Source organism: Opitutus sp. sgz309028 (genome assembly GCF_059821195.1).
Genome location: NZ_JCAMRR010000003.1, coordinates 30,463 through 43,168 on the forward strand (window position 1 = coordinate 30,463; position 12,706 = coordinate 43,168).

The window sequence follows — 12,706 nt, forward strand, 5'->3', positions numbered from 1 at the left end:
GCGGAGGAGTGGCAAGGTGGAATTCGGGCCGCGCGCCGTCGGGTCAGCGGCGGAGCGAAGTGCCCATCGCGAAGGGCGGCCGCGATTCGTCGAAGGGGTGCTCGGCGAGCAGTTCCTCGAGCGATTTGCGCAGGATGCTTTGCTCGGCCAGCTGGTTCATCGCCTGCGTGTAGCGGAGCAGGATCGGATCGATGGTTTCGAGCGAGGTGCCGACGGGATCTTCGCCGAAGTTGTCGTCGAGCGTTTTGAAGTCGAACAGCGTGATCCGGTTCAGCGGACGCGCCGGCTGGTAGAGCAGATCGGAAGGATCGTCGGCGCGCGCGGCGGGCAGCGGCGTGATCAGTTTCAAGTCGACGAGGCGGTTCAGGCACTCGTTGAGGATCTGCGTCGGCACCTTGATCATCGTGCCGAGCTGCGACGCCGCCACCGGCGGCAGGCAGTCGCGAAACCGCCGGCAGATCGTGAGCAGCACGACGAGCAGCAGGCGTTCGCGCATCGCTTCCGAGAGACTGCTCCACGCGGCCTGGCTGTTGCGGAAACGGACGTTCTGGATCGCGTAGCTGATCTGGCCGCCGATCAGGACATAGAGCCAGAAGATATATAGGCCGAACATCACGACGAGCGGGAAGCCGATCGAGCCGTAGAGACTCTCGGTCAGGATCACCCGGCGCACATAGAGAAAGGCCAGGAAATTGTTCAACATCAGCAGGGACGCCACGACCGCGGCGCCGGCGAACGCCGCGCGCCAATACACGCGCGTGTTGGGAATGATCCGGTAGAATACCGTCAGCAGCACGACCAGGAGCGTGAAGGAAAACGCCGGCAGCGACCACTGCAGTGCGACCGACACCTGTTGCGAGAACGGCAGGTGCGCAATCGCCTCGTTGAACACGCTCAGGAACGCGCCCGCGCTCAGCAGCGTAACCGACGCGAAGAACAGCACCGCGCCAAGCGTGAGGATCGTCCAATAATAAATGATACGCATCAACAGCGAGCGCCCGCTGCGCACGCCCCAGATCTCGTTGAACGTATCCTCGATCGTCTTGAACAGCAGCAGCACGATCAGGATCAGCGAAAAGAAACCGAGCGTCCCGGCCGACCCCGAGCGGCCCTGGCTGACGAAATTATTGATCATCCGCACGAGCCGCGGATTGAGCCGGACATCCGGCGTGTTGGCGGAGATTTCCGTGGCGGGCGCGGACGCGGCCGGGGCCGCGTCCGGCGAGGCCGACGCCGGCGCGCGTCCGTCTGCGGTGGCCGCTTCGTCCGCTTTCTCTTCCGGCGTATCGGCGTCGTGACTGCGGTGACTGTCGAGCTTGCCGTATTGGCCGACTTGCGGCGCGACGAAGTTGATGAGCCGGCTGAGCGCGTTGGCCGCGAGATTGGGGTCGCGGTTGTCGAGCGCGAACCCCGCGACAAGCACGGTCAACGCGACCAGCGGGCCGAGCCCGAGCAACGAGCTGAAGCTCAGCGCGGCGGCGCGGCTGGCGGCCTTGGTTTCGTTGAAGACCGTCCAGGTGATGGACACGACGCGCAGGATCGCGCACCAGGTGCCGCGCAGGGAAAATCCCTGCAGTTGTCCCGGCTCCCAGATGCCCTTCTGGTAGAGGTGGGCGAGGCGTTTCCAGCGGTCGGCAAACCAGCGCATGGCGGACGGCGAAACGCGCGGAGCGGTTTACGACAACAACTGCCAGGAGACGAAAGCCAAACCGCCGATGCCGAGCGCGGCTGCGAGGCCGACGGCGAGATAGCTCACGAACACCGTGCAAAGATAAAGGCCGGTGCAACCGGCGGCGAGGGCGAGAAACGGAACCGCCTGGCCCTGCGTCCAGAAGATGAAGCCCAGGAAACCGAGCCCGAGGGCGGCCCTGAATCGAACCAATGGATACACCGCCACGACGCCGAGCGCGAGCACGACGGCGAGCAGGAGATCGACCGCGCCCAGGATCACGAGCGGTTCGGCGAAGATCTTGGCCGGATTCATCGAGGCGATCGCGTCGGCGGCCGGGATGGTTTCGCCGGCGGCGGCGAGCAGGAGCGCGAGGATCGCGGCCCAGCGGCCGATCGCGGCGGCGCGCGCCATCGCTTCGACCGGATCCTGACGATCGCGCGTGTCGGCCGTGCGCCCCTCGGCGGCGGCGAGGATGTCGTTGACGGTGATCGGCGCGGCGCCCTCGGCTTCGCGGTTGAGCGTTTCGAGCTGCTGCTTGGGCCGGACGGTGAGCTTCTTCTTTTCGGGAAACAGCGCGGCCTTCAGCTCGGCGTTGGCGTCAATGGGCGTCCACTGTTCCGTGTGGGCGTCGTAATAAAGCGTGGCGACGGTGAGCTGGCCGGAGTCGATCAGCGACGTCAGCTGCTCGTGCGTGAAAGGCCCGCGGGCCTCGGTGTCCGACTCGTTGCGGATGTAGAATTCCTGCGTCGCCATGCGGGAGTGAAAGTCAATGTGCGCAGGAAAGTGAAGTTTGAAAGTGCCGCGGCGACACCCGGTCGCGAGTGGATGCCGCCGGCGGGGCGCAGGGCCGGACCGGGCGCGACGTCGACCGCTCGCGCCACTTTCACCGTCCGCTTACATCCGCGTGAGCGTGCGCAGGCCGAGCAGCGTCAGTCCGGTTTCGAGGACGAGCAGCGTGCGGGCGCAAAGGAGGAGCCGCCGCGCGCGGATCGCGGGATCGTCGACGAGGACCTTGTCGGCGTTGTTGAACGAGCTGTAATCCCCGGCGAGCTCGAACAGGTAAAGGCAGAGGAAGTGCGGACGCAGCGACTCGGTGGCGAGACGGATCGCGTCGGGGAATTTGACGAGCTTGCGGGCAAGGGCGATCTCGGCGTCCGTTTCGAGGGCGGCGGCCTGCGCGTCGGCGGAGGTGTCGGCGGGATTCACGCCCGCCTTGCGGAAGATCGAGTGGATGCGCGCAACGGCGTAGAGCAGGTAGGGCGCGGTGTTGCCGTCGAGCGCGAGCATCTTGTCCCAGGAGAAGACGTAGTTGCTGCTGCGATTCTGGGAGAGATCCGCGTATTGGACGGCGCCGATGCCGACGGCCCGGGCGATGTCGCGGCGTTCGTTCTCCGGCAGTTCCGGATTCTTCTCGGTGACGATCGCGAACGCGCGCTCCTCGGCCTCGTCGAGGAGGTCCTTCAACTTGATCACGTCGCCGCTGCGGGTCTTGAGCGCCTTGCCGTCCTCGCCGGTGACGGCGCCGAACGTCACGTGATGGAACTCCGGCAGGCGATAGTTTTTCGCCGCGAACCACTTTTTGACCGTGAGGATCAGCTGCTCGAAGTGATCGCTCTGGCGAAAGTCGGTGACGACGACGATGCCGTCGGCATTGAAATGCTCCGTCCGATACAGCGCGGTGGCGAGATCGGTCGTGGCGTAGTTGGAGGCGCCGTCGCCTTTGCGGACGAGGAACGGCTGCGACTTGAAACGCGGGTGCTCGGGATGGAAGACGACGAGCGCGCCCTCGCTTTCGACGGCGAGGCCGGTGTCGGTCAGCTCGCGGTAAACGCGCTCGACCTTGTCGTTGTAGAACGACTCGCCGAGGTTGTGGTCGAACCGGATGCCGAGGCGGTCGTAGATCTGCTGGAACGCGGCGAGGCTGACCTCGCTGAACTTCTGCCAGAGCGCGACGTTTTCGGGATCGCCGTTTTGCAGGGCGACGAGTTCGCGGCGGGCTTCGTCGAGCTCGGGCGAGCCGTCGGGCGTCGCGTTGTTGCCGAGTTTGTAAAGCCGCTCGAGTTCGGCGATCGGATCGGCGGCGAGGGCAGCCGGATCGGCCCAGCGCTTGAAGCCGTAGATCAGCTTGCCGAACTGCGTGCCCCAGTCACCGAGGTGGTTGTCGCGGATCACCCGGGCGCCGGTGAACGCCAGCAGCCGGCAAATGGCCTCGCCAATCACGGCAGAACGCAAATGGCCGACATGCATCTGTTTGGCGGTATTGGGCGACGAGTAGTCGATCACCCACGTCTGGCCGGCATGCGCGGCGCCCGCCCCCCGCGTGAGCGCTTCGCGGTCGGAAAACGTCTGCAGCCAGGCCAGCAGCGCCGCGGGTTTGAGGGTGAAATTGATGAAACCCGGACCCGCGATGGCGATGTCGCATTGCGCGCGGACCGTTTCGGGGAGGGCGGCGACGAGCTTTTCGGCGACGGCCCGAGGGTTCTCCTTACGGGACTTGGCGTAGCCCAGGACGCCATTGGCTTGGAAATCGCCGTGCTTGGGGTCAGCGACGCGCACCTCCGGGGCGAAACCGGCGGCGTCGAGGCCTGCCGCGGCGGCGGCGGACTTGAGAACCGAGTCGAGTTCGACGGCGAGGTTGAATGGCACGGGCATCCGGCGAGGAAACGGCAGGCCGGCGGAGTCGCGCAAGCGCGGAGTTGCCGCTGGATGGGGGCCGCCGCGGCCGGCGTCGATGCCCGCTCGGGGAGGGGCGAAACCTGGCCGAACGCTCGCGGCGCCGTATCCGAAACCCAAATGCCGGGAGTTTGCGCGGGCGGGTGACTGGCGTATTGCCGAAGCCGCCCTTTCGCGCTATATTATGCACACTCGAACCGCGGCGGGAAGGTTCACAAGGCCATCGAGGCCGGGCCCGTTTTGGCTCGACAAATTGTCATAAGCGGGTTTTCTCGCAAACTTTTCCGCTCCGCGGCAACGCGCGGCGATCACCTTCATACCCAAATGACGAAACGCACTATTCCGGCCCGCCGGTTCATCAAGCCAAGCTTCGAATTTCTCATCGAGAAGAAGCGCGATGGCGGCGAGTTCACGCAGGAAGAAATTCGCTATATCATCGATAGCACGCTCGACGGCGAGATGCCGCAGCACCAGCTGGCGGCTCTGATGATGGCGATTTATTTCTCGAATATGTCCGCCCAGGAGACGGCGGACCTGACGGAAGAGATGATGCTGTCCGGCGAGGTGATCGACCTGTCCTCGATCGCCAAGCCGAAGATCGACAAGTATTCCACCGGGGGCGTGGGCGACAAGACCTCCCTCGTGCTGGTGCCCCTCGCGATGGCGAGCGGCGTGGTGGTCCCGATGATGTGCGGCGTGGAGCACGATTACGTGATCAACACGCTCGACAAGCTGGCGGCCGTCCCCGGTTTCAAGGGCAACCTGAGCATCGACCAGTTTACCTCCCAGCTCGGCCGCATCGGCGGCGCCATCGTGCAGCAGAGCGACGCGCTCGCGCCGGCGGATGCGAAGTTCCTCGAACTGCGCAAGGAGACCGGGACGATCCCCAGCCTGCCGCTGATCACCGGCAGCGTCCTTTCCAAGAAGCTGGCCGAGGGTTCCGAAGGCCTCGTGATCGACGTGAAGTGGGGCAACGGCTCCTTCATCAAGGATCTCGAACAGGCGAAGCAGCTCGCGCGTTCGATGACGCGCGTCGGCCGCTCGATGAAGCGCCGCTGCGTCGCGCTGGTGACCGACATGAACCAGCCGCTCGGCGACAGCGTCGGCACCTCGCTGGAAATCAAGGAGGCGATACAACTCCTCAAGGGCGAAGGCCCGGAGGACATGAAGGAACTCGTCCTCAAGCTCGGCATGGAAATCGTGCGCCTCGCCGGCGTCGCGGGTTCCACCCTTTCCGCGAAGCAGACCGTCCAGCGTCATTTGAGCGACGGTTCGGCGCTGCAGAAATTCAAGGATCTCGTGAAGGCCCAGGGCGGAGATACGGCGTTCATCGACCACCCGGAGAAATTCCCGGCGGCGCGTCACATCCGCAAGCTGCCCGCCCCGAAGCGCGGCTACGTGCACACGATCAACGCGGCGATGATCGCGCGCGGCGTGCACCTGCTCGGCGCCGGCATCGAGCCCGCCAGCGGTCAGAACTCACACAATCACGGTCACGGCCACGGCAATCACGCGCATCCGAAAATCGACTACGCTGTCGGCGTGTCCGAGATCAAGAAGGTCGGCACGCAGGTCAAGCAGGGCGAGCCGCTGATGATGATTCACTACAACGACGAGGCGAAGCTCGAGCAGGCGCTCGAATACTTCAAGAACGCCTACCGTCTCGCGCCGAAGCGCCCGACCCCGCCGCCGCTCATCGTCGAGCGCGTGGCGTAAGTTCCGCGAGCGACACCCTGCCGCACTCTCAGGCCGACCGGTTCTCCGGTCGGCCTTGTTTTTGGCGCGAACCGGTCGCGTCGCGCTGCTCTCGCGCTCAGCCGAAACAGGCCGTCCACCTCTGGCGAAGCCTTCCGCGAAAGGCGTAGCCCAGCGAGACTGCGGTGACCACCGCGGCGATCGCCAGATCGCCGGGAGGCAAGGGCGCGAGCGACGCGGCCCACGCGTTTTGCAGCGCCGCCCACCGGTCGTCGATCGCGTCCGGAAACGCCGCCCAACCGCCGTGGGCGGCGATGCGCACCAAGGCGAGTGAAACACCGACGCTGGCGGCGGCGAGGCATACTCTGGCGCGCGTGCGGGAAGGCGGCGGCGGCAACGTGGCGAGCACGCGGGCCGTGAAACCGTCGTCCGGCAACGGCGCGAGCGGTTGCCGGAGAAACTGCTCGAGGCGCGCGTCTTCAGGATCGCGGGAGGGCGAGGCGTTCAGGTTTGCGGGTTCCATGCGGAGAGATGTTGACGGAGTTTGTCCTTCGCGCGGGCCAGGTGAGTCTTGACCGTGCCAAGTGGCCATTCGAGCAGCACGGCGATTTCGCTGTGCGCGAGACCGCGCTGATAACCGAGATGAATCGCGAGCTGTTCGTCGGCGGAAAGTCCGGCGAGCGCCGCGGCGAGGTCCGTCCGCAGGTCAACGAGACGGTCCGTCGATGCCTGGCTCGCGCCGGCGGTGTGTTCGGTGAATTCCACGGTGTCGCGCTGCCGCCGGCGGTGATTGCGCCAGTGGTTGTGGGCGATGCCCAGGAGCCAGGTGGAGAATTGCGCCTGCCCGTGAAAGCGGGCGAGCGAACGGTGCGCCTGCAGAAACGTTTCCTGCGCGAGGTCGTCGGCGAGCGCGGCGTCGCCGCGCGTGAGATGACGCAGGAACTGCCGGACGGCGGACTGATGACGCTGCACCAGTTCGCCGAAGGCCATGCGATCGTCGTCGAGCAGGGATCGCGCGATCAACTGCGCATCCGAGGTCACGCGTGCGGCGGCCGGTCCGCGTCGCGCGATTGTTTGCGGGCCGCAAGGGTGCGAATCAGGGCGAAGATCAGTAGAGCCACGCCGATGAAGCCGGGGACGAGGCCGACATAGGCGAGACTGGGGCCGACGAGTGCGCCGAGGAAGACGTAGAGTGACGCTCCGACGGCGAGGAGAATGAGGCCGCTGCGAAAATCGCTGTCCTCGGAATCCTTGCGGTCGCCGGCATTCGGTCCGGGATCGTCGGGCAGCGCGGGGAGCGGCTGGCCTTTCTCGAGGGCGATCCGCGCGGTCTCGTGCCAGAGTTCCTGGCGGCGGTGGTGAAAATACATGCCGAGCGCACCGAAGAGCGCGACGAAAGCCAGGCCGGCGAGACCGAAGATCAGGCCGACGTGCAGACCGGAGAGGGTGGCGAAGAAGAGGCAGTTCATGGCGGAAGGAGTTCGTCGGTGAGTGTCGCGGCGCGGGCGTTTGGATTCAGCGGCGCTAAAAAAATTGCGCGGGGGGCGGGGCTGCGCCCAATTAGCCCGATGCCTGACGTGCCGTCCACGGAGAAACCCAGCAAGGCGCCGCTCGCGCCGATCGACCGCTCGACGTGGCCGAAGCCTTGGGCGCAGCTGAAGTATTTCACGTTCCAACCGGCGATTTTTCCGCGCCTGCTCGGACAGGTTTCGTCGGACGCGCGGCCGGGCGATTTCGTCAACGTCTACGACAAGAACGGGAATCTGACTGGTGGCGGGCTCTACAATCCGCGGGCGAAGATCCCGCTGCGCGTCGTCGCGCATTCGACGGAGCCGGTGAACGAAACCTATTTCGAAACCGCGATCCGGCGCGCGGTGGAGTTGCGGCGCACGCTGTTCAAGCTGGACGAGACGACCGACGCGTATCGCTTGATCAACTCCGATGGCGACGGCTTGAGCGGGCTGACGATCGATCGCTATGGCGACACGTTGCTCTGCGAAGTTTACTCGCTCGGCATCGCGCAACGCCTGCCGCAGTGGCTGCGGTTGCTGCACGAACTCGCGGGCACGAAGTTCGCGCGCGTGCAGGTCGACCATGATCTCGGCAGCCTCGAAGGCATCAAGCCGTCGACCTTCAAGGAAACGAACGCCGCGGCGCCGAGGCTCGTGAAGATTCGCGAGCACAGCATTCGCTACGAGGTCGACTTTGCCGAGGGCCACAAGACCGGTTTCTTTTGCGACCAGCGCGAAAACCGGCGGGCGTTTGCGCGGTTCACAAAAGACGCGCGCGTGCTCGACCTCTGCTGCTACACCGGCGGATTTTCGCTCAACGCCAAGATCGCCGGTGGCGCCGCGGACGTGACGAGCGTCGACCTCGACGAGGCCGCGATTGCGCAGGCCAAGCGCAACGCCAACCTCAACCAGGCCCGGTTGAAGTTCGTACACGCCGACGCCTTTGCCTACGCGCGCCAGATGCAGCAGAACGGGGAAAAATGGGACGTCGTGATGCTCGATCCGCCGAAGTTCATCTTCACGCGCGACGAGGGCGGGAACTGGGAGGGCCGGCAGAAATACGAGGACCTGAACCTTCTCGCGATCTCGCTGGTGAAACCCGGCGGGATCTTTGTGACGTGCTCGTGCTCCGGGCTGCTGTCGCTCGAGGATTTCGAGGCGCACGTGATCAAGGCCGCGCACCGGCAGAACCGCCGGCTGCAGTTTTTCGAGCGCACAGGCCCGGGGGCGGATCATCCCGTGTATTCGAACTGCTTGGACAGCCGTTACCTCAAGGTGCTTTGGGCGCGCGTGGTCTGAGCCGCCGCGCGAGCTTCTCGAGCAGCCGGTCGCGGAAATATCCGGCGTCCCGCGCGGTGAAGGCGCTCACCATCTTGCACTTCGCCGGTCCCTGGAAATGGATGGTTTTGAGGCGCACCCTTTCCCCGGTGTCGGACCGCTCGGCGTAGGGCTGCCGGTCGCTCCAGAAAAGCTGTTTGTAGCCATCGCGCATCCGGAAACCGTCGCTGGAGCGGAGGACGTTGTCGTAGACCGCCCCCTCGTGACAGGCGCCGAGGTCGAGCGTGGACAGCGAGTTGGCCTCCACGAACGTATGCAGCGCGTGCATGTCGGACATTGCCGTCTCGGCGGTTTTGTCGGTCCATTCCCGATAGAGCTGCGCGAGCGAGGCCTTTTCCGTGGTGAAGAGATGCGTGATCCGTTCGCAGAAGGCGCCGACGATTTCCGGTTTCGGTATCAGCATCGAGAATACGCCCTGATAGCCCACGATTCCGAGATCCCAGTTCCCCGGCCGCTGGAAGTCCCGAAACAGGTTGTCGTAAACCAGGACGTCGGAGTCCAGGTGGATGGCGCGCTCGGGCCGGTGTCGCCTCAGAAACTGGTCGATCACGAACCAGCGCTGGAAACAGAACCTTTCGAACTTCGGTTCATTGCAGCTGAAGTGTTCGTAGACGCCTTCAAAAGCCTGGGCGGTGCTCCAATAACTGGAGATCGGATGAATTTCTGCATATCGCCGCAGGGCCGGCTGCGGACGATCGGTGATCATCACGATGCGTGCCTTCGGGTGCCAGGCACGGGCTTGCTTGATGGCGTAGTAGAGATACCAGCTCTCGCCGCGATGAACGAAGAGCAACATGTCGCTCATAACCGCGCCATGTTATTGCAAAAGGGAGCGGGACCGAGGAAATCCCACCCGTTCCGGGAAAAGCGCAGCCTCCCCTCAGGGCGTCGGCTCAGGCTCGGCGACGTGGGAAAAGAGCGTGGCGACGCCGGATTATGCGGAGCGGAGGAGGGTTTTCCGCGCGGGTGACGCCGCAGTGGCCGATCGTTCGTGATGGACAAGGCCTCGACGGACCGGAGCATAATCGGACACACACATGGAATACCTGAGTCACTTGTTTGCGCAGAACGTCGCCTGGGCCGAATCGATCAAGCAGAGAGACCCGGAATTTTTTCAGAAGCTCTCCCGCCAGCAGACGCCGGAGTATCTTTGGATCGGTTGTTCCGACAGCCGCGTGCCGGCCAACGAAATCATCGGCCTGTTGCCGGGCGAGGTGTTCGTTCATCGCAACATCGCGAACGTCGTCCTGCATTCGGATCTGAATTGCCTGAGCGTGATCCAGTTCGCCGTCGATGTGCTGAAAGTGAAACACATCATGGTCGTCGGCCACTACGGCTGCGGTGGCGTGCAGGCGGCGCTTAAGTGCCAGCGGGTCGGGCTCGCGGACAACTGGCTGCGGCACGTGGAGGATGTGAAACAGAAGCACGAGCGCTGCCTCTGCGCGCTCCCGAACGACAACGTGCGCGTCGACCGTCTCGGCGAGCTCAACGTTGTCGAGCAGGTCCTGAACGTCTGCCACACCACTATCGTGCAGGACGCGTGGGCGCGCGGGCAGTCGCTCGCAGTGCACGGCTGGATCTACGGGATCCGCGATGGCTTGCTGCGGGATTTGAACTGCACAGCGGCCAGCTCGGAACGGGCGACCATCGCCTACGAGCGGGCGGTCGCCGCGCTGCAGTAAAGCAAAAGCCCGCGGCGAATCGCGGGCTTGGTTTTGAAAAACGCTTTCTGCCGGTGGACCGGCGGACGCTCAGACGCGGCCGAGGTAGCTCGCGTCGGCCGTGCTGATCTTGATGATCTCGCCTTCCTTGATGAAGAGCGGGACCTGCACGACGAGACCGGTTTCGAGCTTGGCGGGCTTCTGCACGTTGCTCGCCGTGTCGCCCTTCACGCCGTCGGCGGACTCCACCACCTTCAACGCCACCGTCGAGGGCAGATCGATCGAGAGCGGGCGCTCGTCGACGAAGAGGACGTCCACTTTGCCGCCCGGAGTGAGATAGCTCACCGTCTCGCCCAGCGTTTGGGCGGTGAGCTCGATCTGCTCGAAGGTGTCCGGATCCATGAACGCATACGTGTCGCGGTCCGCGTAGCTGAACTCGAGTGTCTTCTTCTCGGTCGGCATCACCTCGATGGTGTCCGTCGAGGCGAAGCGCTGGTCGAGCGCCTTGCCGTAGCGGAGATTGCGCATCTTGATCTGGACGAACGCGCGGAGGTTGCCCGGGGTGCGGTGCTGCGTCTCCATGACGAGGTGCGGCTCGCCATTGTATTTAATCACTTGGCCTTTGCGGATGTCGTTGGCTGCGGGCATACGGGTGTTCTGTTGGGAGGAAGGGTCGAGAGTGAGGAAACCGCTTTGCGGGTGTCAAGGCCGCGGGCAGGACGGTCCGGATTGAGCCTGACACCGCGGTCTTGCCAGCGGACTGCCACATCCGCGCTTGCGCTGCTGCGCGGGGCTTTCCGACACTGATTCACTCATGAAGCAACGCACTCTCGCGCGCGAAGTCACCATCCAGGGCAACGCGCTGCACACCGGCGAGGCCGTCACTTTGACGATGAAACCCGCGCCGGCGGACCACGGCATCGTCTTCCAGCGCACCGACCTGAGCGGCGCTCCGACGCTGCGTCCGCGCGTCGATCAGGTGACGGATCTGGTCCGCGCCACAACGATTCAGGAGGGGCACGCGAAGATCCACACGGTGGAACACGTGCTGAGCGCGTTGCACGGCTGCGGCATCGACAATATCCTCATCGAAATGAACGCCTCGGAGCCGCCGATCATGGACGGTTCGTCGCGGCCGTTCGTGAACATGATCCTGCAGGGCGAGCCGGTGGAGCAGGACAAGGAACGCGAATATTTCGAACTCGAGGCGCCCGTGTCCGTCACGCGCGGCAACTCGTCGATCATCGCGCTGCCGAGCGACACGCTGAAAATTTCGTGCACGTCGGCCGACGACCGCGGCATCCACACGCAGCACCTTTCGCTCACGATCGATCCCGAGGTCTACATGACCCAGATCGCGGCGGCGCGGACCTTCACGATTTACGAGGACATCGAGGAGCTGCTGAAGCTCGGCAAGATCAAGGGCGGCTCGCTCGACTGCGCGGTCGTGATCCGTGGCGACAAGATCATCTCGAAGGAGCCGCTGCGCTTCAAAGACGAGTTCGTCCGTCACAAGATTCTGGATATCATCGGTGACGTCATGCTCCTCGGCCTGCCGTTGAAGGCGCACATCGTCGCCACGCGGCCCGGTCACGCGATCAACGCCGATCTCACGAAAGCGCTTTTCGAGAAATTGCAGGAACGCAGAAAAGGCGGCGCGAAGAAGAAGGCCGCGCCGGCGCCGAAGGCGCTGCAGCCCGGCGAGACCTCGCTCGAGATCAAGCGGATCCTCGACATGATGCCGCACCGGTATCCGTTTCTTTTGGTTGATCGCGTGATCGAGTTCATCGGCACGGAGGAGCTCGTCGCCATCAAGAACGTCACGATCAACGAGCCGTTTTTTCAGGGCCATTATCCGGGCGATCCGGTGATGCCGGGCGTGCTGCAGATCGAGTCGATGGCGCAGGCGTCGGGCATCCTGCTCCTGCGCATGGCGACGGGCGAGGGGCGCACGCCGTTTCTGATGAGCGTCGACAAGGTGAAATTCCGCCGGCCGGTCCGGCCCGGCGATCAGCTCGTGATCAACTGCAAGCTCGTCAAGGTGCGCGGCAACAAGCTCGCGGTCGCCGAGGCGACCTGCACCGTCGGCGGCAACGTCGTCTCCTCGGCCGAACTGATGTTTGCGGTCGTGGAAAACGGCGACCAAGCCTGAGCGC

12 protein-coding genes are annotated in these 12,706 nt (G+C 64.6%); 4 read left to right on the forward strand and 8 right to left on the reverse strand.

The window, feature by feature from the left end; genetic code table 11:
* Positions 1–43 precede the first annotated feature (43 nt).
* The 3 genes from AC6RV7_RS12015 to argS form a co-directional block, all read right to left on the reverse strand.
* Positions 44–1,648, reverse strand: a complete 1,605-nt coding sequence (locus tag AC6RV7_RS12015; protein ID WP_500094237.1) for a YihY/virulence factor BrkB family protein — start codon at positions 1,646–1,648, stop codon at positions 44–46.
* Between the two features lie 27 nt (positions 1,649–1,675).
* Positions 1,676–2,425 carry a GYF domain-containing protein gene (locus tag AC6RV7_RS12020; protein WP_500094238.1) on the reverse strand — a complete coding sequence of 250 codons (750 nt, stop codon included), beginning with the start codon at positions 2,423–2,425 and terminating at the stop codon, positions 1,676–1,678.
* Between the two features lie 141 nt (positions 2,426–2,566).
* Positions 2,567–4,324: an arginine--tRNA ligase gene (gene argS / locus AC6RV7_RS12025; RefSeq protein WP_500094239.1), complete on the reverse strand. Its 1,758-nt coding sequence runs from the start codon at positions 4,322–4,324 to the stop codon at positions 2,567–2,569.
* A 345-nt stretch (positions 4,325–4,669) separates the two neighbouring features.
* Between argS and AC6RV7_RS12030 the strand changes: the two genes are divergently transcribed.
* On the forward strand, positions 4,670–6,061 hold the full coding sequence (locus AC6RV7_RS12030; RefSeq protein ID WP_500094240.1) for a thymidine phosphorylase: 1,392 nt from the start codon (positions 4,670–4,672) through the stop codon (positions 6,059–6,061).
* Between the two features lie 97 nt (positions 6,062–6,158).
* Here the strand turns inward: AC6RV7_RS12030 and AC6RV7_RS12035 are convergent, their stop codons facing one another.
* The 3 genes from AC6RV7_RS12035 to AC6RV7_RS12045 are packed head-to-tail and all read right to left on the reverse strand — an operon-like array spanning position 6,159 to position 7,509.
* Positions 6,159–6,563 (reverse strand): DUF5056 domain-containing protein, encoded by a 405-nt coding sequence (locus AC6RV7_RS12035; RefSeq protein ID WP_500094241.1) that lies wholly within the window; start codon positions 6,561–6,563, stop codon positions 6,159–6,161.
* Complete coding sequence (locus tag AC6RV7_RS12040) at positions 6,545–7,081, reverse strand: RNA polymerase sigma factor (RefSeq protein WP_500094242.1); 537 nt, start codon at positions 7,079–7,081, stop codon at positions 6,545–6,547. The genes AC6RV7_RS12035 and AC6RV7_RS12040 overlap by 19 nt, the downstream gene beginning before the upstream one ends.
* The gene (locus tag AC6RV7_RS12045; RefSeq protein ID WP_500094243.1) at positions 7,078–7,509 is read right to left on the reverse strand and encodes a DUF6249 domain-containing protein; all 432 of its coding nucleotides are present in this window, start codon (positions 7,507–7,509) and stop codon (positions 7,078–7,080) included. Before AC6RV7_RS12045 ends, AC6RV7_RS12040 begins: the two co-directional genes overlap by 4 nt.
* A gap of 99 nt (positions 7,510–7,608) precedes the next feature.
* Here AC6RV7_RS12045 and AC6RV7_RS12050 point away from each other — a divergent pair, with 99 nt between their 5' ends.
* Entirely contained in the window at positions 7,609–8,850 is a 1,242-nt protein-coding gene (locus tag AC6RV7_RS12050) for a class I SAM-dependent rRNA methyltransferase (protein ID WP_500094244.1), read from the forward strand.
* Here the strand turns inward: AC6RV7_RS12050 and AC6RV7_RS12055 are convergent.
* Positions 8,822–9,694 (reverse strand): hypothetical protein, encoded by an 873-nt coding sequence (locus AC6RV7_RS12055; protein ID WP_500094245.1) that lies wholly within the window; start codon positions 9,692–9,694, stop codon positions 8,822–8,824. The genes AC6RV7_RS12050 and AC6RV7_RS12055 overlap by 29 nt on opposite strands.
* Before the next feature lie 232 nt (positions 9,695–9,926).
* On the opposite strand from AC6RV7_RS12055, the gene can reads away from it, so the two are divergent.
* Complete coding sequence (gene can, locus AC6RV7_RS12060) at positions 9,927–10,571, forward strand: carbonate dehydratase (RefSeq protein WP_500094246.1); 645 nt, start codon at positions 9,927–9,929, stop codon at positions 10,569–10,571.
* A gap of 69 nt (positions 10,572–10,640) precedes the next feature.
* Here can and efp read toward each other — a convergent pair whose 3' ends face one another.
* The gene (gene efp, locus AC6RV7_RS12065; protein WP_500094247.1) at positions 10,641–11,198 is read right to left on the reverse strand and encodes an elongation factor P; all 558 of its coding nucleotides are present in this window, start codon (positions 11,196–11,198) and stop codon (positions 10,641–10,643) included.
* A 166-nt stretch (positions 11,199–11,364) separates the two neighbouring features.
* Between efp and AC6RV7_RS12070 the strand changes: the two genes are divergently transcribed.
* Entirely contained in the window at positions 11,365–12,702 is a 1,338-nt protein-coding gene (locus AC6RV7_RS12070) for a bifunctional UDP-3-O-[3-hydroxymyristoyl] N-acetylglucosamine deacetylase/3-hydroxyacyl-ACP dehydratase (RefSeq protein WP_500094248.1), read from the forward strand.
* Positions 12,703–12,706 lie beyond the last annotated feature (4 nt).